We start from the raw sequence: 25,484 nt of genomic DNA on the forward strand, positions 1-25,484 counted from the left end.
CCACATAAAGAATACCCTATCAAGTCGCGTTTATTGTTTATACCTCAGGTCTTGCCAAAATTCGATATTTGCAGTGTAATCAAGAATGAGAGGCCTCAAGTTTAAGATTGCAAACAGTAATAACAATTTAAAAAATTAAAATTATGAAATCTGTAAACGAATTAAAAGCAGTAGTAAAAAGAGAAGAAAGCGTATTAAATCAGTTAGTAAAAAGAGGTGCTGTTTCTTCAGTTATCGAAGCACAGAAAAAAGCAGTTGAAAACGTAAACAAAGAACTTGAGGCAGCATTAAATACACCAACGGAAAAAGCGATCCAATCTAAAGCAACAGAAGATTATGTTACTTTCTGTGTCGTAAAAGCTGGAGAAACCCAAAAAGAGTCTAAGAAAATTGCTTTCGTAAAACACAACAGACCAATAGATACAAAGCGAGTTGATAAGTTTATCTACATTATTGCACAGAACAAATATGAATATGCTTATCCAATCATTGTAGCAGAAGCTGAAAAGATTCTTGAAAATGAATACACAGTTGTCGATGCGAATGGAAATGTAATTAACAAAACGGAAGCTGCTAATTATTATGTTATTCTGGATGGACAGCACAGAAGTACAGCATTCGCCAAATTGATTCAGGCTGGTGAAGAATATGAAATACCGAATGTCCATATTCGTGATAAAGAGAATATTGGAGAATATCTGATAGAGATAAATGACGCAGCTAAAAGCTGGGACTACAAAGATAAAATAGCAGTTGTAGGATTGACTTCGAAAGAAGAAGCACTCATTACCATTTCTGAAAAGGTAGGGGAAGGCTTCAACCCATCAACAGCAGCTTTGATTTATTTAGGGAAGAAACTTTCTACAACTCTACTGAACAAAGCGTTGAGGGGTGAAGATATCGAATTTCCTAAAGGAACAGAATTTAACAAAGATCGTGGAGATAAATTTATTACCCTCTGCAAGGCTACAGGAATGGAAGTTGCACAAATCACGAAACGCTACTACATTGAAGGCTTCAACTCATACGCGATTTCAACGAATGAAGATAGAGCTTTTGGCGCACTGAAAGAAATTGGGAAATTGAATGATTTTCAGAAAAAAATCAAGAGTGTAAATACAGGCAATCAGTTTATTGAACTCTTAAAAAAGGTTGCTTAACCAAATACCTCAATATAGAGCTTAGGTGACAGATAAGCTCTGTTTTTTCGACTTTGGTACGTTTTTAGTGCTCCCTATATATAACCTCAAAAGAGCATAAAATGCACCATCTATTATCTAATAAAAGCATAAAAGGTACTAAAATAAAATCATTCTATGGAGATCATCAAAGCGATAATAAAGAAAGGAGAAAAACTATTCTCTGCATTAAAAAGAATCCAATACAATAATATCCCTTCAAATGTGGTATTAGATAAGACATTGACGGGTATTGGTGCAACATACGGAGAGTTACACTCACGTAGACATTCAATCATTATAGAACCAAATGTTCCTGTTATCCAGCAAAAGACGGATGAACATAAGAACTTACAACCTTTGGCTGTTTATGCCAAATGCACAGAAGCAAGAATCAAAAAATATCTGAGTTCAAATGTTCAATATAAAAAATTACTTTGTACACCAGAAAGTTACAAAAAGATCAAGAAGGCAGCAGAACATGTTGGTGTAAATCTGTATACAGACTTCTTCTGCTTAATGGATGAATGTGAGAAGTTTATTCAAGATGTTGATTACAGAAAACGTATTTCACAGCCAGTCAATGACTTTTTCCAATTCAACAACAAAGCAATGGTATCAGCGACACCATTAAAAATGCGACATCCAGAGTTGGAGCGTCAAAATTTCAAGATAATCAAAATCACACCAGACTTTGACTACAAAGTCGATCTGAATTTGATTGTAACTAATAATTACGACAAAATTATTCATGAGCAATTTGAGCAATATCAGACAAGTGAATGTGTTTGTATATTCCTTAACTCTACAAATGGTATCAATCGTATCATTAATACATTGGGTATTGAAAATGAATCAAAAGTCTTTTGTTCTCAACAAAGTGTCAACAAATTAAAAGAATGTAATTTTTCCAACATAAGTGAGGATATGACTTATCCTTTCGCAAAATACAACTTCTTTACTTGCCGCTTTTATTCTGCAATAGACATCATGTTATCAATAAAAGCTGATATTCTGTTATTAACAAATCTGAAAGAGGCTTATTATACAATGATTGATCCATTCACAGAAGCAATCCAGATACAAGGACGTTTCCGCAATGAGTTTGAAGATGGTCGCAGATATAATTCCTTCACCCATATTACTACCATTAATAGTGAGATTCAAGCGATGGATGAAGATACAGCAAAACAGGTATTAGATCAACATGAAAAAACCTATAATTCATTAAAACACCAAGAGGAACAAGCTACAAACAAATTTGTACAGCAATCAATTTGCAACGATAAAAATGCAGTCAAATATGCAGAACTTCTGGATGAAGATGGAAATGTCAATTATATGTCTGTTGATAACTTTTATAATGAAGAAAGGGTAAAAGGCTATTATCAATCTGCTGAATCATTGAAACAGGCTTATGAAAAGACAGATTATTTCAATGTGAATTATATCCTCAGAATAGAGGCTTTCAAGCAAGAAGACTTATTATTGCTCAAACAACCTCAAACAGAAATCAAGCAACGTCGTTTAATCATTCAGTTATTAGATAATCTGGATAAAGAAAAACAAGAAAATCCCAACTTTGACTGTAAACCTGCAATGGAAATGATAAAAGAACAAAAGGATTCAGAGTTGATGATACGTGCTTATCGCAAATTGGGCAAACAGAGTCTTGACAAGATTGGTTACACAAAAAGCAAGATAGAAACAGCAATCAAGCACTATGATGAGCAATATCGATTCTCTCAACCTGTAATAAACGATATACGAAAAGAATTTGATCCAATACTCAATACCCCAACTTCTAAAGAAGAAATACGTGATAAAATTCAACTTATCTATGATAAGTTTGACATAACAATACCAGTAAACCTCAATACAATTGAAAAATATTATCATGCCACGTCTACCAACTCAACAAAACCGTATAAATATACGCTAAAGTCTTTTCACTCGGAGTTGGTACAAAATTGGATGCTCACTATATAAATACTAAAATCATATAAAAAAGTACCACCGCTAGAAAATGAATATACATTGTTCTTTCTGAAGAAAAAGGATATTCGCTATCTTCTGATAGTTGATATCCTTTTTTCATGTACACTTAGTGTTAAACCATTTAAAGAAGAAAGAGCCAACTTTAATCTGGTGTATTCTCTTTAAATGGTTTAACCTTCTGTCGTTTGATTTTGCCACATGAATGTGTATCTTTGTTGCAAACAAATAAAAAAAGATGAAATCAACAACTGAATACATAAATCTATTACGGGATTATATGACGAAGAATGCTTCCAAATACAGCATTACCCGTATGGGAATATTCGGTTCTGTTGCCAGAGGCGAGCAAACGGAAGACAGCGATGTGGATGTTTATTTGGAAACCTCAAAGCCCAATATGTTCGCTTTAGTGCATATAAAAGAAGATTTGCAAGCTTTATTTGGCTGTAATGTTGATATTGTCCGATTACGTGATCACATGGATTCCTTTTTGAGAAACAGGATTGAGAAGGAGGGTATTTATGTGTGATAAGGAATTGCTTCGTTCGTCTTTACAAAAGATAGAAATAGCTGTTGGTAGAATATTGGAAAGATCACAAACGATACTCTCTCCAGATGATTTTTTAAATACCCCTAGCGGTGTTGAAAGAATGGAAAGTATTTGTATGTTACTGATAGCCATAGGTGAAAGCGTTAAGCGAATTGATAAAGAAACCAATAAACAGCTATTATCCAACTACTCAGATATAGATTGGAAAGGTGTAATGGGGATGAGAGATATTATTGCTCACCATTATTTTGACATTGATGCGGAAGTTGTTTTTGATGTAATGAAAAATAACCTGCCAGCCGTAAAAGAAGTTATTGATAAAATGATATCCGATTTGTAATACTTTATACATTATTATATATAGATTTATCTTAAAAGATATAACCTTCTATAAACACAAAATGGATGCTTTGTTAGGTCAAAGCATCCATTATACACACAATTATGAATAAGCCGAATCAATTCGGAATATATTTCATTGAAGCATATACAAAGTTACCTAAAACAGAAGCCAAAAGAAAATGAATCCTCTTCAATCTGGATTATGAATGTAAGAGATACTTACAGCTTTAAAATTAGCCTCAACCCTTAACTCATATATGTTATACGCGCTAGAGTGCTGTATCAACTAAATCCCCCGTAACCCATCATTAGAAAAATGAAATTGTTTCGCACAGTGTAGCACACAAAAACGGTTTCTATCTCTCAGGTATCACTAGTATTTATCTGTATTGAAATTATCTTTTAGAAGAAAGATACCTTTAACCTAATTCATTTTGATACAGTTAGCTATTTATCAGGCTTTCTTCATTTACATGGTTTGATACTTGGTATACAGGCTATATAAAATTGAAGAAACACACTTTCACGCAAATACAAATTCAAAAATTATACTACAATGGAAGAAAAATTAAAAGTCTGTGAGGTGAAACTTACTTACAAATCAAAGATTAAAGCCTCTGAAAGAGAGCAAGTACAATCATCTGAAAAAGCATACAAACTACTATTATCAGTATTCGATACAGAAACGATACAGTATAGAGAGAGTTTAAAAATGCTTTTATTGAACAGAGCGAGCAAGGTTTTAGGTATTTGTTCTATTTCAGAAGGTGGAATAAACGAAACATCTGCTGACTTACATCTTATTATGCAAGCTGCGATATTAGGAAACGCTTTTGGTATTATACTTGCTCATAATCATCCGTCTGGTCATTTAAAACCAAGTCTAGCAGATGACCAATTGACGCAAAGAGTGAAAGAAGTTTCTAAACTTCTGTAATAAGCAAATTTTAAATCGTCATTTTTCGGTAAAGTTAAATCACCATCTAATAATAGAGACTATCAGTTTATACTATTGATTACATTTTAATGTCGGTCATCTTTGGCTGGGGGTACCCCCAGCCAAAGATGTGTCTTTTTCCTCTTCAAAAATGGATTTTCGGTTTCCCATCCGGTAGCTTTGCCCGGTGAGTTTTATGACCTCGCAGTGATATAACAGCCTGTCCAGTATTGCTGAAGCCAGCACTTCGTCATCCAGCGTTTTGGCCCATTCGGTGGGTGCCTTGTTCGTGGTAATTATCAGTGAGGCTTTCTCGTGAAGCGTGTTGATCAGATTGAAGAATCCTGCGGCATCCTCTTTTTTCACCGGGAAGAGCATTATGTCATCGATGGCTACCAAGTCGGCTTTGAGCAGACGGTTGTATGCGCTCATGGCCGAAGGCATCAGCGTTTTCATCTTGATGGTGTTTATGACATCCTCCATCGTGACCATATACGCCTTGTATCCCTGCCCCACAGCTTCGTACACAAGTCCTGCGGCGATAAAGGTCTTACCTGTTCCGGAAGGTCCCATGAGTATCAGGTTGTAATTCTGTTCGAGCCACCCCAGCCGGCGCAGTTCACGCAATCTTGGTGCGGTTATACCTTGCGAGTAGTTGTGGTCGAAAAGGTCGAGGTCGTGTCTTGCCGGCAAGGCCGCCGCTTTCAGCCGCCGTTGGAAGTCCTTGCTGTCTCTTTCCTGAACCTCGCGGGAGAGCAGGTCATGCAGGAACTCGACATGGTTTTTTCCCTGCTCCTGCGCCAGATGAGCTTCTGATTCCAGCAGGCGTGGCAGAGCGTACAGGCGCAGACGCGAGCACAGGTTTTTGATTTGTTCGTTTGTTATCATACGAAAAGGGTGTTAAAGGTGGATATGTCTGTTTTCTCGGGGATCATGGCGGATGTATCAGCCCCGGGAACCGGCTCGGTTTCCGTCCGGACCTCAATGGGGGGTTCTCCTTTACGGATCCTGAGGGTCTCGGCTACCTCCATCAGGCTGCATCCGTTGAAGACACCTGCTTTAAGGCACTCGTCAAAAGCTTCGGTAAGCGTGATGTCCGAGTATGCCGCGTGGCGCCGGACTATAAACTGGAGGTTGTCGCGGTAATTACGGGCCTTATGCACACGTAGTTGTAATAAATATGTATCAATCACCGTGCTTGCGGGAAGTTCTTTGCGTACAAAAGCCTCATAATCATCCAGCGAGGCTTCGCGGTCACGCCGGTGGGAGGTATTGCTTACCAGACGCCCCTTATCTCCGCTTATTTTGTGAACGGCAAGGGTTTTGCCTGTCTCATGGCTGTAGATATATAGCCGGCCTTCTTTTTCTTCGATATAGACCAGCGTCTGATGGCCGTGGTAGGTGCCTGTGGGAACGCTGTAATAATTGCCCCGGTAGGTTATCACGTTGTCCTTTCGCACGTGATGCGGCAAGAGGGTTTCGCAAGGAACAGTCGGGACTCCCTTATAAGGCATGAGGTGTCCTTTTTCCGTCTCAAACTCCTCAGACGGGACACGACGTATGCCGTGATGTTCCGTGCCGTTGGCCGTGCGTTCCAACCAGCCAAGGACTTCCTTGTTGAGCAGGTCCATGTCAACCAACTCGCGGCCGCGAAGGAAGTTGTATTTCACATATTTGACGACATTCTCTATCTTACCTTTGCTCTGGGGATCGGATTTGCGACAGAACACGGGTTCAAAGCCATGTTCACGGACAAGGGTGCGGAAAACGCGGGTAAGCACCAGGTCACCAAGGTTTTCATTGACAAGAAACACCTTGTCCTGGTCATAAACTATTTTTCGGGGTACTCCCCCGAAGAACTCGAAAGCCAGTTCATGGGCATAAACAGCAAGAGCGGTGGTAAACGGTGTACGGCTAAAGTAGACGAACTTATACCTGCTGCGGCTCAGACACATCGCAAAGAAATACACTTTTAAAGACTGTCCCTGAAGTGTCTTCATCCACCGTTCACCGAAGTCGCATTGGGCGTATTCGCCATAGGGAGTCTCGGGTTGCTTCTCGTAGGGGCGGTAACTCTTTTCAAACTCCTTGGGAAGATGGTGCGTTAAACGCAACCGGTTGACGAAGTTGAAGACCGTTTTGGGGGTTACGCAGGGAAGATCCGAAAAATGCTCTTTCAAGCGGTCATGGAGTTGCGGAGCGGACAAAAAAGGCCACTTGCGCAACTCATTGACTACATAAGATTCATAGCCGTCAAGTTTATGACCGTAATGACGGTCATAGCTCTGGCTGGAAATGAACTCTTCTTCTGTCATGGACAGATACTTGGCCACCGTTTGACGGTGAAGACCTAAGGATTGACCTATTTGTGTCTTATTTAGGCCATCTGAAAATAATTCGTTAACTTTGTACCACATCAGATACTTCTTTAATTGGGAAGTCTCGGTCATAGCATTGTAATTAGTAGTTCGCACCACAAAATTACAATGCTATTTTTTTTAGAATCATGTCGATTTTACTTTTCCGATTTTTGACGAGACAAAGTTACCGATTACAACTTCTGGATATTCATCTACATGACCATCTTATCATAACAGATGAATCATATTACAGTTATGCAGATGAAGGACACATTATTTAGAAGGGAGGGTATATGTCAATGGTGTATCTTATTCTGATGGCATTAGGTATATACTTAGCTGCCGTTGTTTTTACTCCTTTAGTTCCAGTGTTCCTGATTCTATTGATAATTTATGAATCCATGAAAAGATTTAGACACGATTAAGATCAAAAAGAATGTTCACTTATTATAGAAGTGAATGTTCTTTTGATTTTCAATCAGTTACCATTTAATAAGAAAAAGGGAGAAGCAAAAACAATCACTTTTATTGATAATCAATTAAAACTGAATATTATGAGTTTGAAGTATAGTATTACAACTGCGGATTATATGCAATGGGATGAAATGACGAATCTGGTTAGACGATTGAGTAAAGACGGAGATTATAAGATGTCATTACTTATTGCTGTTGGTTGTTTCTGGGGTTTGAGGATTTCTGATATTTTATCGTTACACTGGGAGACTATTCTTTACATGGATGAATTTACCGTACTGGAAAAGAAAACAGGAAAGACGAGAACGATCCGTATTAATCCTCAACTTAAGAGACATATTGCAGAATGTTACGAACAAATAAAGCCTGTCAGTATCAAGTCCCCAATTTTGGTAAGTCAGAAAGGCACAATATTCTCTATACAGCGGATAAATGTACTGTTGAAAGAGGTCAAAGCCAGATACAAGCTAAAGGTTCAGAATTTCAGTTGTCACAGTTTGCGAAAAACATTTGGCAAACAGGTTTATAATCAGAATGCTGAAAATGCGGAATTGGCTCTAGTTAAGTTGATGGAGTTGTTTAATCATTCCAGTGTGGCGATCACCAAGAGATATTTAGGATTGAGACAGGAAGAAATATTGCAGGCTTATGATAGTCTATCCTTTTAAATGAAAAATATTTCTGTCTCAACTATTAAAAAGCAAAACACTTTTCGTACATTTGTGGCAATCTCATGCGCCTAAAGCGATAGGATGATATGAGAGGACATACGTTTAACGAAAGGTGTTATTGAAATTATCTTCTATTGACAAATTCTCGCAAAATTTGAAAGTAGTATGAAGGTGATAGCAATAGCACCCGCATCATTTGTATTAAACTTACCTGTGAGGGTAACTTATATACGAAACTGGTGTGGGTTGCTGTTGCTTTATCCATACTACAGGCAATGCGAGAAGCCAGTCAATAGGATAAAGCAAATACAGTTCCCACACCTTTTATTTTATAATCTTTCCAGAGGGAACAGGGAAGGTAAAATTATATGTTATGAATGCACAAACAAATGCTTTACTTAGTCAGATCGTAAGTATCTGTAACCGATTCAAAATTCCATATATGCCAATGGAAAGTAATGTAACAGATTGTAGTACATTGCCATTTACTTGTTCATATATGAAAATCTTTTATTTTCAAAACACACAATTAGGACATAAAGACTTACATTTCTACTTGGATAAAGAAACTGATTACAAACTTATTGCAGTTCGTATAGTCAAACCTACAACAAAAATGTTTGAAATGATGGAGAAATTAGGTCAATTCTATGGTATGTCTTACAAAAAGATTGAGAAAGATCCTTTAGAATACGATCATTATTTTATTTATTTCTAATACAATACTAAAATGAAGAAAATATTATTGTTTATGTGCATTCTATGCACTATGAGTAGTTGTGGAAGTGATGACCCTGTGATTGACGATCCGATTAATCCAGAGCAACCAGAAAATCCAAATGAACCAGACATTCAAATTAAACGAATTAAGTCAATGACTGTTTACTATCCTGGCGATGATTATCTAACAGAGCAAACATTATCTTATGATGATAAAGGTAGAATTAACAAGATTGAAACCTATATCAGTGATAGTTACAGTGATAATTTCATTACTTCTATCAGTTATGATAATAATCAGATAGTAAGTATTACTAAAAACAATTGTAAACATTCAAATCCAACAGATTGGAATTGTGATTATGGAGGACATTCTTGTTCTTATAATGTACAAAATACAATGAATAATCAGGGATTGATTTCTGAAGTTGCATATTTTTATAAGGACATAACGACTAATGAACAGGATCAAGTAGATGAAGGTTCTTTTAGTTATAAAAATGGATATTTAGATAGTTCTAATTTTGACGGAGATAACGTCAAGTATGTTTATGCAAATAATGATTTAATTAGTTTCATCTACAATTATTCAGATGGTTATAGCAGTACTAATTACATTTCATATACAAAATATGAAAATAAGCTAGGAATATCACCACTTCTTCTAACAGAAGATTATCGCTTCATAGATATGGATATAGAAGCTGATTATTATACGTTTGGAATTTTCTTTGGTTATTATAGTGGATGGTATGGAAAGGCATCTAAGTATTTAGAGAAAAAAGTAGGAAGTTGCCACTTTGAATATGAATTTGATAAAGATGGTTATCCAGTAAAAATTGTAAGTAAAGATTTTGATGAGAATGGTCAATATGACGAAGATAGTGATGAGTCATTTACAGTCAATATTGTATATCAAGAATAACCCAGAAAGACACGGATTTGAATATAGCCATACAACTTATTTAAATTCGTGTCTTACTTTTCTTCTTTAAATGGTATAGTATTATAATATAGACAATTAACTAATTTATTAATCAATGGCTTGTGTAAATCAGATAGAGTATAAGAAATAAAGTGATTGTAGCTTATTCACAGCCATTCATGATAAAACGGAAATAATAATAAAAACGGAGTTCTTTTAATTATTGATATATTACTGTTTAACAACATCTTACAAACGAAACAAAGTTTTCAAAAGGAGTTATATAACAAGATTCTTATGGCATGACAGACACTATGGGCCGTATGCACGGTGACGCTCAGTTCGCTGGTTCTTCATCTGTTCCTGCTCACGTAGAAATGATGGGATTCCTGGGTATGGGTAACAACCCGATGGTAGGTGCTACGGTCGCTGTAGCTGTTGCTATCGAGGAAGCTATGAAGAAGTAATTAGATTATTACTGATATATAAACTCCTGTAATCGTTATGGTTGCAGGAGTTTTTTTGTTTATGTACATGAAACTACAACTGCATATGTAAAATAGGATATTCTTTACCTTCTCCGTCTAAATTCGACCTTTTATATATGCTAAAACCCATATACTTATAAAAACCGACAGCTTGAATATTTTGCTCATTCACATCGACTTTAGTTACTTGCAAATTACCTATAGCATAAGTAATTAACCTTTTTCCTATTCCTATGCCTCGATAATTATCGTCAACAAATAACATTTCAAGATTTCCTTCTGCAATTCCCATAAATCCGATTAAGATTCCCTCTTGTTCAAATCCGAATAGAGTGACATGCTGAAAATATACCGGAAGTTGTTCCTTATAGTATAGAAAATCTTCCTCTTTAAGAAAATCATGTGTACTCGATACTGCACTTTCCCAAATTTCCATCAAACGTGGATAATCCGTAGCTTTAACTTTTCTAATCATAATTGTAATTGCTATTTAAAGCCGCAAAGTTCGGAACCTATATACTCAAAGCACTGAACCCAAGTTAAAAAATACGTTTACGGATTCTGCTTAGTGCTTGCGGTGTGATACCCAAAAAAGAAGCTACATCTTTTAGTGGTATATAGTTTAATGTAATGCCATATTCTTCAATCATCTGTAGATAATACTGTTCAGGAGAATATTTAATCAAGTCGATATTTCTTTCCAAGAGTTTATTCAACAATATAGCATTCAAATCTTCAAATACAGTTTTTACCTTAGGGATAGCAGTATATAGTTCATTCACTTGTTTCTTGCCTATTCGGTAAATAACGCTATCTACAACTGTTTGCACATTAAATGCAGACCTTGTTTGTAATGTAAAAGATATATTCGACATTGAAAACGTACCCTCTTTACAAAACCAAAAAATTTGTTCTTCCCCTTTATGATTTAAAAGCCAACAACGCAATATTCCATCAAAAACGAAATAACTATACCTTTCTGTTTCTCCTTCTTTAATCAAAAATGTACCTTTACTAACCAATATTCGTTCAAAATATTGGTCAAATAACTTAGATTCCTCCAAATTAAAAGTATTAGTGCTAAAATTAAATTCTTTAAGTAGTTTTTCTAAAAGCATAATCTAAATATAATTCGTAATATACTTACTTATTTGATATATTCACTATTACTTCCGTTCTCCTTATTTGATCTCATATTCAGTGAGATATATTTTCATGAACAAAGATACGCAATTAATAACTATCTTCGTCCCCCATTCCTTCCGTTTGTATTTGATCTGTCATTCGTTTTTGACTGACTATTCGTTGGATTTCTATACTGTTCCGTACGGTTACTTGTTCCGCTATTCGACGGACGGGTAACTTCCGAAGGTTTTGTCTGCGGACGATTGGTTTCCGGACGGCTTGGCCTATTCGATTCGGGACGATTCGAGCCGGGTCTGTTGGACTCCGGGCGATTCGAACCGGGACGGTTAGGCTTGTTCGGACGGTTCGGGTGATGATGGTCCGGAGGGTAAATATAAATAGGACGGCCATAATCCGGGAATATCATCGGAGGAGCTACCGGTGGAATATAGGTTACATCGTCATACAAATATTCATATCCTGTCAGATAGTTATCCCAGAACTCCAACGCATACACTTCATCACGGGCTGTCCGGTATTCCAGAACCTCCTGCACATAACCATCTTTCTTGTTTACAGCCAATACCCGGTTGGGAGGCCCCATCAGGTTCTCCACCTCGGCAACGGTCATGCCTGTAGTCAACATTCCCAAATCCAGGTATTTATATGCTCCGCAAGCTACCAACAAGAAAGAGGCCAGTATGAACAAACTTATTTTCTTCATAATTACTTAACGATTAAAGACTCCAGATATTCCAGAAACTCTGAATTCATCCAGTTCCCATCAAACTGTTCGCCATTGACGAAGAAAGTCGGAGTTCCCTCTACATCATTTTCCAATCCGGAATCGTAGTCATCTTTTACTTTCTGATAGAAACGGTCTTTGCCGAAATCCATTTCAAACTCCGCTGCATTTATTCCCAGCTTCCTGGCATATTCCAACAGGTAATAATCGTCCAAAGCATTCTGATTCTCGAAAAGAAGGTCGTGCATTTCCCAGAACTTCCCATGAGAAGCAGCGATCTCAGCAGCAATAGCTGCGTGCAAAGCGTGGGGATGCAACTCTGTCAACGGGAAATTACGAAAAACAAATTTAACCTTGTCCCCGAGTTCCTTCTGTATATCCTTTACTATATGATAAGCCTTTTTACAATAAGGACACTGATAATCAGCATACTCTATCAATTCTATCGGCGCATTGACCGGACCTTGAACGTGGTCGTTCTTATTTACTTCCAAATACATAGCTGTTACTATTTGATTTCTAATTAATAACATCACAGACTTTTCTTTTGTTGTTTATATTAGCATTTCATTAACTGAACCGATCCTGTTTTTTAGCTATCTTCGCATCTATGAAAAGAGGTACAGCTGATTTACCATTACATTACGGGACTGTCCCACCCTGGTTGGCTGAACGAATGAGCCTGCTTGGCGGAGCTATTGCAGAAGCCATCATCATCGAATACGGACGTCCGGCTTTGTTGCAACGCCTGAGTGATCCGTTCTGGTTCCAATCGTTAGGCTGCGTGCTGGGGATGGACTGGCATTCGTCTGGTATTACAACGTCTGTTATGAACGCCCTGAGAAAAGCGATCAATTGCCGTTCGGAAGAACTTGGCGTGTATATTTGCGGAGGGAGAGGTAAATTTTCGAGAGAAACACCTAATCAATTGCTGGAGGTGGCCAACAAAACCGGATTAAACGGGAATGAATTGGTAAGACACAGCAAACTGGCTGCCAAAGTCGATAATACTGCTGTACAGGATGGTTTTCAACTTTACCTGCATACATTTATTGTCACAAAGGAAGGTGACTGGTCTGTCATCCAACAAGGGATGAACCCGAATGAACGCATGGCACGGCGCTACCACTGGCTTTCTTCCTCTTTACGTTCTTTTATGGAGGAACCGCATACGTCTGTCTGCGGAAGAAATCAGGGATTGATCCTCAACCTGACCGATAAACTTGCGGCCCCGACCAAAGAAGGCATCGTGGAATTGACAAAGGAATCGCCGGACAAACTAATGCGTGAAGTATCCATCATCCTGCCCAACCATCACGAAGTAAAAGCCGAAGACGTAAACCTCAAACGGCTTGGAGCCGCCCTCATCCTGGCACATGAAACCAATGTATCCGATATGGAATCGTTGCTCTTGCTGGAAGGAGTCGGACCGCGCACGTTGCAATCTCTTACATTGGTCAGCGAAGTAATACACGGAACCCCTTCCCGCTTCTCCGATCCGGCACGTTTCTCTTTTGCCCATGGAGGGAAAGACGGACATCCGTTCCCGGTTCCGACAAGCGTTTATGATGAGACTATCGAAGTCTTTGACAAGGCAATCCGTCAGGCACGACTTGGAGAAAAGGACAAATCGGATGCCTTAAAGAATCTATCCAAAATATCCCAGGAGATGGAGAAAAGTTATACTCCGAGTAACTATTTCGACGACTGGGTTCAACATGAACGGGACACGTCTTATAAATATGGTGGTAAAACCGTTTTCGGCAATGCTAAAAAGCCGCAAAAGAAAGAGGATAAAGGTAAAGGCGGGATACAGTTAAGTTTGTGGGATTAGCAATTCAATTATTGACTGGATTTGAATGTGTCTTAAAAACAACTTCATCGAATCTACTGTCATACTATCATTTTAAAGAGTAACACACTAATTATAAAAGCATTACCTTATGATAGTTGTTATTATTAACTGTCATTTATCTATCATGCAACTATCATAGTCCTATCCGGAAACCCAAGGCAAGCTTCTTATTTTGCTGAAGTATATGACTTATTTTCAAGGAAGTAATTACTTTTGTTGTTTGAGACCCGGGTCTCAAGATTGCCGACACCCGGGTCTGAGCATCGTCAACATCCGGGTGTAAAACAGGATAAAACGGGCATCCTGACAACAATAAATAGGTGTTTTAATGAAATAGGTCTGTATATTCCGGTAAAAAAGACTTTAGGATAGAGGATTTTTAATAGATACAGGAACGAAAGTTTGGTTAAAACAATGTTAATATGATAGTTGAATGATAGATAAATGACAGTTAACAATAACAACTATCATAGACTAATACACTAATTATATGCATATTACATTAGACTATGATAGTTGATTTCAAAAACAATAGATGTAATTGCTTTATAGTTCAGTTATTATCAGATTTGAATGTTACTTTTCTATCAAGAGAAAAGTAAGGTCAATTAATTCAACGTCTCACCAACGTATATTTATAGGCTGTCTCTGTACAATCCTGGATAAATAGTGTATCGCCTTTGATAGCTAACGGATAAGAAGGACTCGTTTCTAAAAACACATCCATCAGATAGGCTTCGTAACCCGCTCCCGTATCGGCTTTCCGCCAGTTCAGGTCGCCCGGTTCGTCTTTGCCTTCTTCTGTCCAGACGTATTTATCGCCGTTGAACTGGATGAAAGTATTTTCAAACTCACAAAGCTGAGTGGTATTCTGTCCGCTTACCAACTCCCATTTTCCCTCGACCAACTCTTTGATTTCGGGCAATGACTTATCGAAAAGGGTTGTTTGAACCGTTGTACGAGTCTCCGACTCCTTACTGTCTTTTTGTCCTGACTTACCTTTACAACTACTTGTACCGATCAGACACAAGCCCAAGGCAACCACAATGAAAATACTTTTTACACTATTCATATCCGGATCTTATTTACAATGTTCCTTTATCAGTCTTTCAGCCAACGGGTCACCCAGTTCTTTCGCTTTGTTCAGCGCTTCACAGGCTTCCGCTTTCTTTTCCATACGCACATAACAGATACCTTTCAAACGGTAGCAAGCCGCAAAATCGGGAGCCACTTTCAATGTTTCCTCGATGCTAGCCAATGCGTCGGTATAATTTTTCATGCGGACATATACAGATGCCTCTTCCGCCCGATAATCGGGTACATCAGGACTCAGACGAACCGCTTCCTTGATATCAGCCAAAGCACCTTCCATATCACCGGCACGGAATTTTGCCTGTTCACGGTAGAAATAAAAACTGCTGCCGACATCGCCTTTCATTGCCTTATAATACAGGTCATAATCGGCTATCGCTTCCGCATATTGAGACAAACGAAGTTTCCAGTCTATTCGTTCCAAAATATACTGGCCGGCTTCGGAAGTAAGAGGCAGGCCGCATTTGTCTACTGCACCGTCCAGCAAAGCAATCACATCGCCGATATTGAATCCGGGAGTATTTTCTTTCGCCTTGGCTGCCCAGTAAAAAGAGTTAGGCGATGCCAGGTCACTGTTATTCACGACCATATATTCGTTATAAGCCAGGTCGAATTCTTTCAGGTAGAAATGAATATCACCCGCCAACTGATGGTAAACAGGAGCGTCATCCTCTTCGATAGCCTTTTGGATAGTTTGTTGTGCAGCCTGTACACTCCATGCCGGATCGGTCAGCGTGGTATCACCGGCAGACACGCCATAGATCAGTTTCGCTTTATTATAATATACATCCCCTTTCTTATCACTGTATTTGGAAGCTGTTTCAATATCATCCAATGCCAGTTTCAGATAATTAGCCTGTTCGCCCGGAGTAGCTGCCAGCTCGGCACGACGTCCGGCATAATGGTTGGCACGGTTCAGATAACCGTCGGCCGAATTCGGGAAAGTTGCAATAAAATCATTCAGTGTTTCCAGATATGTTTTTGCATCCTGCGTACTTCCTTTCAGGAACAGAGCCACCTGAGCCTGCTCCACATCAGCCGGCCAGGCTTTCTTGATACCGATATTATTATAAACGGAATTCAGGAAATCGGTCGACGAAACGGCGAGGTTGTTCACATAAGAGGCTGAGACAGCATATGATACATCCTTCTTTCCGGAAGCATCGGCCTGTGCCAGTCCGAACACCTCACCTTCGGCATTCAATATCGGTGAATTCACCCGGCCATCTTCCAGCGGAACGGATAATTTATAGTAACTATACGGATCTTTCAGTTTGCTGACTTCCGTAATCGTGCCCTGTTCGAAATCTGCTTTCTTTTCAGTCGAATAAGGTAACAAATAAGCGACAGTGCCTACCGCCAGCGGATCGGCTGCAATCGGGAAAAACTGTACTTTCTTCGGTGTTTCCGCTTTTACCTTGATGACATCATACAATTCATCGGCACCGATCACTCTTGTAACCGGATAAGTTTTTCCTTCCGTATCCGTCACGGTTGCTTTTTCCGCCCCTTTGAATAACTCGTAAGCAGAAAGGACATCTCCCGTTTCAGAGACAAAAATACCGGTACCCGAGGTCAGCTTAGCTCCGTCTTTCCCGTATGTAGTGATTAAAACAACCGCTTTTTTACTTTTGTCCATCCATTTAGGGGCGTTCTTCTGCGCAGTTGCCGGCAATAAGTGGCAACAAATCAAAATTAGTAGTAGTATTCGTTTCATTTCTTTTCTCATGTTATCAGATATGCCGACAAATGTAATACTTTATTATCTTTGTACATATTGTCTGAGTATAAAATTATCCGCTTATGAAACTTAAAATGTTATTTCTTATGTGTCGTTTACCCATACCATTACGGCGACACAAAGGTGGAAGAGATCAAAGAAAAACTGAAAAACAGCAATATAGACGTACACATCAGAGAGATGCAATAATAAATTCCTGTGATCTTCGGCATGATGGGATTTTTACGAGGAAATGAATAAACATTCCTTATCTGTGAATGCAAAAGATTAGCTATATTTGTGTTCGCAACAACTAAAAGACATTCGTTATGACACCGATAAATCCATTCAGAAAGCTCCCTATCGGGATACAGGAATTTGAGAAGCTTCGTACAGAAGGTTATCTCTATGTCGATAAAACAGCTTTCGTATATGAACTGGTCTCCACTGGTGCTGCCTATTTTCTGAGCCGTCCGCGACGCTTCGGCAAAAGCTTGCTGCTTTCTACATTCAAAGCGTATTTCGAAGGAAAAAAAGAGTTGTTCAAAGGGTTGGCAATCGATAGCCTTGAAACCGAATGGAATGTCCATCCGGTATTACACCTCAGCCTGAATGCAGAGAAGTATGAGTCTGCCGAACATCTGGAAGGCATTCTCGAAGCGCACCTGCAAAAGTGGGAAGAAATGTACGGGACCAATCCCGGAACCTCGACCTTCGCCACTCGTTTTATGGCTGTTCTGGAGAATGCCCGCAAAAAAACAGGGCACGGAGCCGTCGTTCTGATCGATGAATACGATAAGCCTCTATTGCAAACCTATCATGATGAAGCTTTGCAAAATAGTTTTCGTAGCACATTAACGGCCTTTTATACTGTTCTGAAAGATGCTGATCCATATCTGAAATTCGTCTTTATCACCGGTGTTACCAAGTTTGCGCAAGTGGGCGTATTCAGTACGCTGAATCACCTGGACGATATCAGTATCAGCTGGCGTTCAACCTATCTCTGCGGACTGACACGTGAAGAGATAGAGTCGACCTTCGGCCCCGAACTGAATGCTTTGGGAGAGGCTTCCGGCCTGACATATTCAGAAACAATGGCAAAGCTCACCCGGCAATACGACGGTTATCGCTTCATGGAAAAAGCCAAAGAAGGTGTATTCAATCCTTTCAGCGTTTTGAAGACATTCAAGGATCTGGATTTCAAAAACTACTGGTTTGCCACCGGTACCCCCTCCTTCCTGATCTACATGCTTCGTAAAACCAATTACGACCTGCGTGATCTGGATGGAATACAAGTAAGTGCCGCTTCGCTGACCGACTACCGGGTAGACTTTCAGGAACCCGTTCCTGTTATCTATCAAAGCGGTTACTTGACAATAAAGGGGTACGACGAACGGTTCATGCTTTACACCCTCGGTTTTCCGAATGAAGAAGTAAAGTATGGCTTTCTTAATTTCGTGACACCTTTATATACGCCGGTATCATCTGCAAATGCACCGTTTTATATCGGACAGTTCACAAATGAATTATGGGCCGGGCAGACCGAAAGTTTCCTGAATCGCCTGCGTGCTTTTTTTGCTGATTTCCCTTACGAATTGAATACAAAAACAGAACGCCATTACCAAGTGGTATTCTATTTGGTATTCAAGTTAATGGGACAGTTCACACAAGCAGAAGTACAAAGTGCCCAAGGACGTGCCGATGCCGTTGTACAGACACCGGACTATATTTACGTATTCGAATTTAAACTGGACGGTTCAGCCGAAGAGGCACTCCGTCAGATAAACAGTAAAGGCTACCTCATTCCTTACACCGCCGATCATCGAAAACTGGTCAAAGTCGGTGTCTCATTCAACCACGAAACACGTAACATAGGCGAATGGATAACGGAAGAATAGAATAAACAAAAGATCAAGACTATACCGGCTACAGCTTCGTCTTCCGTATATTATACCGATACGCCCAACAAGCCAATACGAAATACACCGCACATTGAACCCATAAGGTGACATATTCCGTATGGATCTCTGCCATCGAGGCTCCCATCGAATTTAATTTAACGTAGGCGAGGGTTGCCGGTGCTGCCGGAATCAGGAAATGCGATAACTTCCAGTACCAGGGCATCAGTTCCAACGGATAAGAGACACCGGACAGGAAGATCAACCCGACCGAAAAGAAAGCGATCATCAGCAAAGGGGCATCCGAATCGGTAAAGACAACGGAAGCAGTCAGGCCAAAGAAACTCGTCGCCATCAGGAAAGGAATCAGTAACATGATTATATTCCATACATGACCGATATCCGGCAAGTCGAATATCAGCGGGATCAATCCCAGCAGGAAAAGCGAAAAGACGGCATACAGCATCATATACACAAATGTCTTTCCGATCACAAGGCGTCCGGCTTGCCCGAAGGTCGGGCAATACACCTGCAACTGTTTGAACTGCCGTTCCTCCCCGCTGACCATCCCGATCACCATCAATAAGGTCTGAAACATGATAACGATCAGCACAGCCGGGATCAGATACGTTCCATATCCTTCCGTATAATTATACAAGGCGGTTCCGGCTACATTGATCGGTTTCGCCACAGATAACTGCGCGGCAGCCTGGCTGGGAAGAAATACCACCATTTCAGGCCGGTAGCGGTCGTTCAGCGCCAACATCGAACCGGCCGACGCTTCCTGCATTGCCAGGTAGTTGAGGAATGCATTGGTCGTTTCATACATGATAAAGACCGACTCGTCACCACGGGAAACCCGGTCGGTAAAGTCGTACGGCAGATATAAAATGCCGGCGGCTTCATCCATTTTCATCAACTCCTGTGCCTGCGGATAATCCTCACCGGTAGCAATCACGTCGACCTGCGGAGTGGCATTCAGCAAACGGATATACTCGCGGCTCAACTCCGTTTTCGAATTATCCACCACAACAACCGGGACATTGCGGACCACATCAGGTGCGTACATATAATTATATAGCAGACCGTACATAAATATCCCCCCCATCAGCACCAACACGATGGCGAAACTGCCTGAGATGGTTTTGAACTCATTCAAGATAATGGACGATATATTGTTCAGACCTGCTTTTATGTTATTTGATATTTTCATACTTATGACTTAATATTGCACTTTTTAAATGCGGTACCATCAGAAACGCAACCAATATAAAACAGAACAACGCGCTGAAGTTCCACCAGGTATAGGCAAACCCATAATCGCCGTACAACAGGTTCTGATTGATCTCCACGAAATGACGTACCGGAAACAGGAAAGAAGTATAATAGACCGGTGCATACATGGCCGGAGCCGGAAACGTAACACCCGACAAGGTCGCCCCCAACGAACCGACCATCGATACGATACTGATAATGATGCTGATTGCCGGAAAAAGGGAGAAAAGGAACACCGCCAGAGCCTGGGATGCGATCACGAACAGGACAGAGGTCAGGTTCAACGGCCAGAATCCACAGGAAAAAGGTATATTCATCAGACCGAACATAACATAATTAGCCAGGATACTCATCAGGGAAAAGATGATGGTGTAAGGCAACAATTTTCCGAAAAGGGCGGTTACCATATTCATCTTCGCCGTCGCCAGCCAATCGTCACCGGTACGGAACTTTATCTCACTTCCCACCGCATAAACCGTCGTAAGCAAAATCAGCACCTGAAAGAAGATAAAGAAGAACGGATTGCTCAGATAAACGGAATAATCCAGGTCCGGATTGAATAACGGATGATTCTGTGCCCGGATAGGGACCAGGAAGGTCGACACTTCTTTCTGGCTGATTCCCATCGCCGTAGCCTGTACCACGATCGGAGCCATCGAAAAGGTGCGCAGCAGACTTTCGAAAGCCCCTCTGACCTCTCCGCCGACACTCAGCAAAGCATAATGATAATAATAGGATAAAGTAGCCTGCCTTCCACCCGTCACGTCCTCCTCAAAACGGTTCGGGATAACCAGATAGCCATATATTTCTTTGGCTTGCGTCGCTTTCCGTGCGGTTTCGGCATCCGCATAATGATGCGTGACACGGAAAGTCGGAACAGCTTCGACCTGGCGGGTCAATTCGCGGGATAAAGCAGACTGGTCCTGATCGACAATACCTACCGGGATATTCTCCATCTGCCCGTTACCGAAGATCGTGGACATAAAGAAGATACAGAACAGCGGCAACACGATGCAAACCCCGAAATAGAGCCTGCGTGAAACCATCCGTTGCAGTTCGCGGCGGAGCACATTGTAAAAAGGACTATGTTGTTTATTATTACTCATAGATCATGCCCATTATTGTTTTCCCAGATCAACCAGGACCGACATGCCGGGACGCAGTCCGTCGACCGGCTTTACCGGAAGGGCATGTATCTCGAACGTCCTTAAATCATAACTTCCGGTCTGCTTTGTGGATTTCCAGGTAGCGAAACTACCCAGCGGACTGACATAGTTGATCTTGAACTCAATATCTTTTGCGGCAATAGCCGGCACGTCGGCAAGAAATGTTCCGCCCATCTTAAATAATGGCAGACGGTCTTCACGGACATTCAGCACGACATGTGCATCATCCAGTACCACCAGGTTCATGATCGGCATCCCGGCACCGACCAACTCTCCACGTTTCGGGAAAATAGTCGATATCTGACCTGATTCGGGAGCAACCAGGCGGGCATCCTGTAAAAGGGCTTCTACCTCGTTGACTGTACCCTGGGCGGCTGCCACCAGTGAACGGGCGCTTTCCTTATCTTGTATCCGGGCACCGTCGCGAGCCATCTGGTATTGTTCATAACAAGCGCGTTCGTTAGCCACGGCTGCGTTATAAAGCGCTTCCACTTCATCTTTTCGCTGGGAGGTGACCACGCTATCTTTATAAAGGGCCTGAATACGGTCGTAAGTCGTTTTTGCCAGTTGTAAATCCGATTTTGACTTGTTCCATAATTGAAGGACGGAGGCAACGATTTGTTTACGGGTTCCTTCGTCGATTTTCTGGTGCTGGTACTTGGCAATATCTTCCAGGGCATTTACTTGTTGGTATTTAGCCATTGCTTCCGGACTGTTGATGACGACAAGCGTATCGCCGGCTTTTACATGCTGTCCCTCTTTCACAAGGAACGTATCGATACGCCCAGGGAGTTTTCCGGAGATACGTATTTCGGTAGATTCAATCTGCCCCTGAAGGATAACCGGCTTTTTCTTCAGCAACAGCATCCCTACAGCGGATATGATTATAACGGCGATCAGTACCACTATAAAAGAGATCGTCAGATATTTCTTAGTCTTGTCCATAATTATTTGTGTTTTTTGTTAATTCAATTATTGATATAAAGTAGATTAAATTATCTCCGTTACCCCTTCCACCCTGTATTGCTGGAATGCTTCCGGAATGCCACAGATAGAAAGTAAGTTGATCAATGCCACATCATACTGGTAATAAGCCAGCAGGAAAGCGGTCTTTACTTTTGACAACATTACCTCGGCATCGACCACCTCGGTTGAAGTTGCCATTCCCTCCTGGAAGGATTTCTGACGGATACGGACCAGTTCCTCGCTCATTTCCAAAGTTGTATTCAGAGCCTTTACATTGTCGAGGGCATTCTGCAACTGAGTATAATATTTATCTACGCCGACCTTCAGTTCGGTGACCGCTTTGTCCTTTCCTATCGCCAGCGTCTGGCTGGTCAGACGGGCCTGGCGTATCTTTTTCTCCCGGTTCAAACCGTCGAAGATATTCCAGGTAAAACCGACACCGATCATTGTGCGGGGCATCAGGTATTTATCCACCCCATTTGAATAAAGCGTCTGTTTTCCGAATAAGGCAATAGTGGGAAGGTATCCGGTACGGCCTATCTTCAATTCGTTGCCGGCTATATTTTGCTGTAGTTTCAACTGGTTCACCATATAGTTGTTGACCGGTACCAGTTCTTTGAAATAATCGGCCGAAGGAATATTCTCATTGATGAAAAGGGAAGTTGTCGTGCTGATCTCCTTATCGGCATCCAGATCGATCAGGCTTTTCAGCGCTTGCCCGGCCACTTCCAAATCTTTGCGGGCGGAATCCAGTTCACGCTTAGCCTCATCCATGCTCACCTGGGCAAAAAGACGTTCCGCACGGTTGATCATCCCGTTCTGTTCCAGTTTGAGAGCCTGGTCATAATGGGTTTTCAGGGAATTATACGTAGCTTCTTTCACGGCGACAACACGTTGCCCGAGACGCAAACCGAAATAACATTCAACCAACTTCGATTGCTGGTCGGCATTGACCTGTTCACGGTTTACCTCAGCGATACCGACCATTGTTTTCCCGATCTTACTGGCGAAAATACGTTTACCGCCGGTAAACAGGGGCCAGGTTACATTAGCGTCGATAGAAGTGATATTCTGCGAAATAAGCGGCAGCGTCAACGTGTTCTGACCGATCTTATCCAGGATGGAAGAGATAAACTGATCATCGGGGATGATGGAATGGACAAAGTCTTTGGCCGGGTCGGTGAACTGGTTAAGCGGCTGTTTGACCTCAATAGGATTCGACATATGCACAAAAGCGCCGGCCGCTCCAACCGAAGGATACCAGAATGAGTTCAGTTTCTGATGCTCGTTCTTTGCCAGTTCAACCTCCTTCCCTGCCATCCGGATACTACGGTTTCCTTTCTGAAGCAGTTCCAGCGACTGTTCCAGCGTCAGGTCTATCGTCTCTGTCTGGGCAGAAGTAATGGCAGGAAAAAGGAACAGCAAGCCAATACTGAAATGCGTTAAGTTATTAATCATAAATACGTTTAAATTTAGTTTGAGCGAAATTTATGATTAATAACAACACCCTCTCGGGGATTGTTCAGCGGGAATTAACTTCCTTTTTCCGAGGCTTTCTTCAAGTCCGGTAAAAACCAGGTCACCAGTCCGATCAGCGGCATATAGCCACACACATTATAAACCGTCTCGATACCATACTGGTCGGCCAGATTCCCCAGCACAGCCGAAGCGATCCCCGCCACCCCAAAAGCAAAACCAAAGAACAAACCGGAGATCAGTCCTAATTTATAAGGCAATAACTCCTGTGCATATACCAGAATTGCCGGGAAAGCAGACGATAATGTCAGTCCGACGCAAAAACTCAGAACTGCCGTCAGATATAAACTATGTACATGCGGCATAAACAGAGAAAAAGGAGCCGCACCGAGAATGGATGCCCAGATAACATATTTACGTCCAACCTTATCACCGATCGGACCGCCCATCAAAGTTCCCAGGGCAGTCGCTATCAGAAAGAGGAACAGGAACAACTGCGATGACTGAACGCTCACATCGAACTTCTCTATCAGATAGAAAGTATAGTAACTGTTCAGGCTCGCCATATAAATATATTTGGAAAAGATAAGAATCAACAGGATGGATATGGAGAATATCGTTTTCCCTAGCGGCAACGGCATTTCGATATGACGTTTCGAAGTTCCGACATCTTCACGTTTAAACCGCAAAAGCAACCCCTTGTACCAACGTCCTACCGAAGTCATGATCAGGATAGCGACGAAAGCCAGAATAGAGAACAAGGCAATATGGCTCCGTCCGTAAGGTGCCACCAGGATAGCGACCAATAGCGGTCCCAGCGATCCCCCCAGGTTTCCCCCCACCTGAAATAATGACTGCGCCAGTCCTCTCTTCCCTCCCGACGCCAACGACGTCAGCCGCGAAGCCTCCGGATGGAATATCGACGATCCCACTCCAATCAAAGCTACAGAACACAAAACCCAGGGTAAAGAACCGGCAAATGCCAGGCTTAGCAAGCCGATCAACGTAAAACTCATCCCGATCGGTAACGACCACGGGGACGGATGTTTGTCAAAATATAATCCGGTAAGTGGCTGAAAGACCGATGCCGCCGATTGGTAAACCAGTGTAATCAACCCGATCTGCGCAAAATTCAACGCCAGATCATCTTTAAATAACGGATAAACAGCTGTAATTACAGATTGCAGTGAGTCATTTATACAATGTGATATGCTCAATGCCACTAAGATACGGAAGGTAATCCCACTTGCCGATTCAACCTTATTTTGTCCCATTTGTAAACCTTATTGCCTATTGAGCTGCAAAAGTACATATAAAATAACGGACAAGGAACCATCCTTTCATTATAATCAGGTAAAACGGATGATCCAAAGTGTTAAAAACAGACAGAGTTCAATTATAAAAATTCCTCAATTAACATTTATAATTATTGCATTATACAGACAACTCGCTTTGATTCATAAAGCGACACCTGCATTAACACAGGGCTTTAACAAAACCTTTCTTTCAGTTCTTTTTGATTC

24 protein-coding genes and 1 pseudogene are annotated in these 25,484 nt (G+C 41.0%); 12 read left to right on the plus strand and 13 right to left on the minus strand.

Going from position 1 to position 25,484, the window contains the following annotated elements:
- The first annotated feature begins 143 nt into the window (after nucleotides 1-143).
- The 5 genes from K6V26_RS13895 to K6V26_RS13915 all read left to right on the plus strand — a co-directional run bounded on the left by K6V26_RS13895 (nucleotide 144) and on the right by K6V26_RS13915 (nucleotide 5,005).
- Nucleotides 144-1,160 carry a ParB N-terminal domain-containing protein gene (locus K6V26_RS13895; protein ID WP_224265631.1) on the plus strand — a complete coding sequence of 339 codons (1,017 nt, stop codon included), beginning with the start codon at nucleotides 144-146 and terminating at the stop codon, nucleotides 1,158-1,160.
- Nucleotides 1,161-1,316: 156 nt separating this feature from the next.
- Nucleotides 1,317-3,167: a hypothetical protein gene (locus K6V26_RS13900; RefSeq protein ID WP_224265632.1), complete on the plus strand. Its 1,851-nt coding sequence runs from the start codon at nucleotides 1,317-1,319 to the stop codon at nucleotides 3,165-3,167.
- Between the two features lie 244 nt (nucleotides 3,168-3,411).
- Nucleotides 3,412-3,705, plus strand: coding sequence for a nucleotidyltransferase family protein (locus K6V26_RS13905; RefSeq protein ID WP_224265633.1), 294 nt, complete (start codon nucleotides 3,412-3,414; stop codon nucleotides 3,703-3,705).
- Entirely contained in the window at nucleotides 3,698-4,066 is a 369-nt protein-coding gene (locus tag K6V26_RS13910; protein ID WP_224265634.1) for a HepT-like ribonuclease domain-containing protein, read from the plus strand. Before K6V26_RS13905 ends, K6V26_RS13910 begins: the two co-directional genes overlap by 8 nt.
- Before the next feature lie 558 nt (nucleotides 4,067-4,624).
- A complete protein-coding gene (locus K6V26_RS13915) occupies nucleotides 4,625-5,005 on the plus strand; it encodes a JAB domain-containing protein (protein ID WP_224265635.1) in 381 nt (126 codons plus the stop codon).
- A 96-nt stretch (nucleotides 5,006-5,101) separates the two neighbouring features.
- On the opposite strand, the gene istB is transcribed toward K6V26_RS13915, so the two are convergent.
- Both istB and istA read right to left on the minus strand, forming a co-directional pair.
- Nucleotides 5,102-5,893, minus strand: a complete 792-nt coding sequence (gene istB / locus K6V26_RS13920; RefSeq protein WP_224263458.1) for an IS21-like element helper ATPase IstB — start codon at nucleotides 5,891-5,893, stop codon at nucleotides 5,102-5,104.
- A complete protein-coding gene (gene istA / locus K6V26_RS13925; RefSeq protein ID WP_224263457.1) occupies nucleotides 5,890-7,422 on the minus strand; it encodes an IS21 family transposase in 1,533 nt (510 codons plus the stop codon). The genes istB and istA overlap by 4 nt, the downstream gene beginning before the upstream one ends.
- 89 nt (nucleotides 7,423-7,511) lie before the next feature.
- Between istA and K6V26_RS13930 the strand changes: the two genes are divergently transcribed.
- From K6V26_RS13930 to K6V26_RS13950, 5 genes and pseudogenes are all read left to right on the plus strand, one after another.
- Nucleotides 7,512-7,646, plus strand: a complete 135-nt coding sequence (locus K6V26_RS13930) for a JAB domain-containing protein (RefSeq protein WP_224265636.1) — start codon at nucleotides 7,512-7,514, stop codon at nucleotides 7,644-7,646.
- A 273-nt stretch (nucleotides 7,647-7,919) separates the two neighbouring features.
- A complete protein-coding gene (locus K6V26_RS13935) occupies nucleotides 7,920-8,507 on the plus strand; it encodes a tyrosine-type recombinase/integrase (protein WP_224265637.1) in 588 nt (195 codons plus the stop codon).
- Between the two features lie 376 nt (nucleotides 8,508-8,883).
- The gene (locus tag K6V26_RS13940) at nucleotides 8,884-9,228 is read left to right on the plus strand and encodes a hypothetical protein (protein ID WP_010802518.1); all 345 of its coding nucleotides are present in this window, start codon (nucleotides 8,884-8,886) and stop codon (nucleotides 9,226-9,228) included.
- 12 nt (nucleotides 9,229-9,240) lie between these two features.
- A complete protein-coding gene (locus K6V26_RS13945) occupies nucleotides 9,241-10,155 on the plus strand; it encodes a hypothetical protein (RefSeq protein ID WP_186961216.1) in 915 nt (304 codons plus the stop codon).
- Nucleotides 10,156-10,448: 293 nt separating this feature from the next.
- Nucleotides 10,449-10,622, plus strand: a pseudogene (locus tag K6V26_RS13950) (GGGtGRT protein); the annotation flags it as partial.
- A gap of 73 nt (nucleotides 10,623-10,695) precedes the next feature.
- Here K6V26_RS13950 and K6V26_RS13955 read toward each other — a convergent pair.
- The 4 genes from K6V26_RS13955 to K6V26_RS13970 all read right to left on the minus strand — a co-directional run bounded on the left by K6V26_RS13955 (nucleotide 10,696) and on the right by K6V26_RS13970 (nucleotide 13,013).
- Nucleotides 10,696-11,118, minus strand: a complete 423-nt coding sequence (locus tag K6V26_RS13955; RefSeq protein ID WP_007658722.1) for a GNAT family N-acetyltransferase — start codon at nucleotides 11,116-11,118, stop codon at nucleotides 10,696-10,698.
- A 64-nt stretch (nucleotides 11,119-11,182) separates the two neighbouring features.
- Nucleotides 11,183-11,761 (minus strand): Crp/Fnr family transcriptional regulator, encoded by a 579-nt coding sequence (locus K6V26_RS13960; protein ID WP_224265638.1) that lies wholly within the window; start codon nucleotides 11,759-11,761, stop codon nucleotides 11,183-11,185.
- Between the two features lie 122 nt (nucleotides 11,762-11,883).
- A complete protein-coding gene (locus tag K6V26_RS13965; protein WP_224265639.1) occupies nucleotides 11,884-12,492 on the minus strand; it encodes a hypothetical protein in 609 nt (202 codons plus the stop codon).
- A 2-nt stretch (nucleotides 12,493-12,494) separates the two neighbouring features.
- Nucleotides 12,495-13,013: a DsbA family protein gene (locus K6V26_RS13970; protein WP_224265640.1), complete on the minus strand. Its 519-nt coding sequence runs from the start codon at nucleotides 13,011-13,013 to the stop codon at nucleotides 12,495-12,497.
- Nucleotides 13,014-13,123: 110 nt separating this feature from the next.
- Between K6V26_RS13970 and K6V26_RS13975 the strand changes: the two genes are divergently transcribed.
- Nucleotides 13,124-14,347, plus strand: coding sequence for a DUF763 domain-containing protein (locus K6V26_RS13975; protein WP_224265641.1), 1,224 nt, complete (start codon nucleotides 13,124-13,126; stop codon nucleotides 14,345-14,347).
- A gap of 634 nt (nucleotides 14,348-14,981) precedes the next feature.
- Here K6V26_RS13975 and K6V26_RS13980 read toward each other — a convergent pair.
- Nucleotides 14,982-15,440 (minus strand): hypothetical protein, encoded by a 459-nt coding sequence (locus tag K6V26_RS13980; RefSeq protein ID WP_007658727.1) that lies wholly within the window; start codon nucleotides 15,438-15,440, stop codon nucleotides 14,982-14,984.
- Nucleotides 15,441-15,449: 9 nt separating this feature from the next.
- Nucleotides 15,450-17,177: a serine protease gene (locus K6V26_RS13985; protein ID WP_224265642.1), complete on the minus strand. Its 1,728-nt coding sequence runs from the start codon at nucleotides 17,175-17,177 to the stop codon at nucleotides 15,450-15,452.
- A gap of 332 nt (nucleotides 17,178-17,509) precedes the next feature.
- Here K6V26_RS13985 and K6V26_RS13990 point away from each other — a divergent pair, with 332 nt between their 5' ends.
- Entirely contained in the window at nucleotides 17,510-19,078 is a 1,569-nt protein-coding gene (locus K6V26_RS13990; RefSeq protein ID WP_224265643.1) for an ATP-binding protein, read from the plus strand.
- 28 nt (nucleotides 19,079-19,106) lie between these two features.
- Here the strand turns inward: K6V26_RS13990 and K6V26_RS13995 are convergent, their stop codons facing one another.
- The 5 genes from K6V26_RS13995 to K6V26_RS14015 form a co-directional block, all read right to left on the minus strand.
- Entirely contained in the window at nucleotides 19,107-20,291 is a 1,185-nt protein-coding gene (locus tag K6V26_RS13995) for an ABC transporter permease (protein WP_224265644.1), read from the minus strand.
- Nucleotides 20,275-21,459, minus strand: coding sequence for an ABC transporter permease (locus K6V26_RS14000; protein ID WP_195586116.1), 1,185 nt, complete (start codon nucleotides 21,457-21,459; stop codon nucleotides 20,275-20,277). The genes K6V26_RS13995 and K6V26_RS14000 overlap by 17 nt, the downstream gene beginning before the upstream one ends.
- 12 nt (nucleotides 21,460-21,471) lie before the next feature.
- A complete protein-coding gene (locus K6V26_RS14005) occupies nucleotides 21,472-22,464 on the minus strand; it encodes an HlyD family secretion protein (RefSeq protein ID WP_007658739.1) in 993 nt (330 codons plus the stop codon).
- Nucleotides 22,465-22,509: 45 nt separating this feature from the next.
- A complete protein-coding gene (locus tag K6V26_RS14010) occupies nucleotides 22,510-23,943 on the minus strand; it encodes a TolC family protein (protein WP_195586115.1) in 1,434 nt (477 codons plus the stop codon).
- A gap of 74 nt (nucleotides 23,944-24,017) precedes the next feature.
- Nucleotides 24,018-25,235, minus strand: coding sequence for an MFS transporter (locus tag K6V26_RS14015; protein WP_046144967.1), 1,218 nt, complete (start codon nucleotides 25,233-25,235; stop codon nucleotides 24,018-24,020).
- Nucleotides 25,236-25,484 lie beyond the last annotated feature (249 nt).

This window comes from Parabacteroides goldsteinii, from assembly GCF_020091425.1.
Lineage (GTDB): Bacteria > Bacteroidota > Bacteroidia > Bacteroidales > Tannerellaceae > Parabacteroides > Parabacteroides goldsteinii.

Excerpts from the sequence above, each read along its gene's own strand:
- K6V26_RS13895 (WP_224265631.1), top strand. The coding sequence starts at position 144 with ATGAAATCTGTAAACGAATTAAAAGCAGTAGTAAAAAGAGAAGAAAGC.
- K6V26_RS13900 (WP_224265632.1), top strand. The coding sequence starts at position 1,317 with ATGGAGATCATCAAAGCGATAATAAAGAAAGGAGAAAAACTATTCTCT.
- K6V26_RS13905 (WP_224265633.1), top strand. The coding sequence starts at position 3,412 with ATGAAATCAACAACTGAATACATAAATCTATTACGGGATTATATGACG.
- K6V26_RS13910 (WP_224265634.1), top strand. The coding sequence starts at position 3,698 with ATGTGTGATAAGGAATTGCTTCGTTCGTCTTTACAAAAGATAGAAATA.
- K6V26_RS13915 (WP_224265635.1), top strand. The coding sequence starts at position 4,625 with ATGGAAGAAAAATTAAAAGTCTGTGAGGTGAAACTTACTTACAAATCA.
- istB (WP_224263458.1), bottom strand. The coding sequence starts at position 5,893 with ATGATAACAAACGAACAAATCAAAAACCTGTGCTCGCGTCTGCGCCTG.
- istA (WP_224263457.1), bottom strand. The coding sequence starts at position 7,422 with ATGTGGTACAAAGTTAACGAATTATTTTCAGATGGCCTAAATAAGACA.
- K6V26_RS13930 (WP_224265636.1), top strand. The coding sequence starts at position 7,512 with ATGTCGATTTTACTTTTCCGATTTTTGACGAGACAAAGTTACCGATTA.
- K6V26_RS13935 (WP_224265637.1), top strand. The coding sequence starts at position 7,920 with ATGAGTTTGAAGTATAGTATTACAACTGCGGATTATATGCAATGGGAT.
- K6V26_RS13940 (WP_010802518.1), top strand. The coding sequence starts at position 8,884 with ATGAATGCACAAACAAATGCTTTACTTAGTCAGATCGTAAGTATCTGT.
- K6V26_RS13945 (WP_186961216.1), top strand. The coding sequence starts at position 9,241 with ATGAAGAAAATATTATTGTTTATGTGCATTCTATGCACTATGAGTAGT.
- K6V26_RS13955 (WP_007658722.1), bottom strand. The coding sequence starts at position 11,118 with ATGATTAGAAAAGTTAAAGCTACGGATTATCCACGTTTGATGGAAATT.
- K6V26_RS13960 (WP_224265638.1), bottom strand. The coding sequence starts at position 11,761 with ATGCTTTTAGAAAAACTACTTAAAGAATTTAATTTTAGCACTAATACT.
- K6V26_RS13965 (WP_224265639.1), bottom strand. The coding sequence starts at position 12,492 with ATGAAGAAAATAAGTTTGTTCATACTGGCCTCTTTCTTGTTGGTAGCT.
- K6V26_RS13970 (WP_224265640.1), bottom strand. The coding sequence starts at position 13,013 with ATGTATTTGGAAGTAAATAAGAACGACCACGTTCAAGGTCCGGTCAAT.
- K6V26_RS13975 (WP_224265641.1), top strand. The coding sequence starts at position 13,124 with ATGAAAAGAGGTACAGCTGATTTACCATTACATTACGGGACTGTCCCA.
- K6V26_RS13980 (WP_007658727.1), bottom strand. The coding sequence starts at position 15,440 with ATGAATAGTGTAAAAAGTATTTTCATTGTGGTTGCCTTGGGCTTGTGT.
- K6V26_RS13985 (WP_224265642.1), bottom strand. The coding sequence starts at position 17,177 with ATGAAACGAATACTACTACTAATTTTGATTTGTTGCCACTTATTGCCG.
- K6V26_RS13990 (WP_224265643.1), top strand. The coding sequence starts at position 17,510 with ATGACACCGATAAATCCATTCAGAAAGCTCCCTATCGGGATACAGGAA.
- K6V26_RS13995 (WP_224265644.1), bottom strand. The coding sequence starts at position 20,291 with ATGAAAATATCAAATAACATAAAAGCAGGTCTGAACAATATATCGTCC.
- K6V26_RS14000 (WP_195586116.1), bottom strand. The coding sequence starts at position 21,459 with ATGAGTAATAATAAACAACATAGTCCTTTTTACAATGTGCTCCGCCGC.
- K6V26_RS14005 (WP_007658739.1), bottom strand. The coding sequence starts at position 22,464 with ATGGACAAGACTAAGAAATATCTGACGATCTCTTTTATAGTGGTACTG.
- K6V26_RS14010 (WP_195586115.1), bottom strand. The coding sequence starts at position 23,943 with ATGATTAATAACTTAACGCATTTCAGTATTGGCTTGCTGTTCCTTTTT.
- K6V26_RS14015 (WP_046144967.1), bottom strand. The coding sequence starts at position 25,235 with ATGGGACAAAATAAGGTTGAATCGGCAAGTGGGATTACCTTCCGTATC.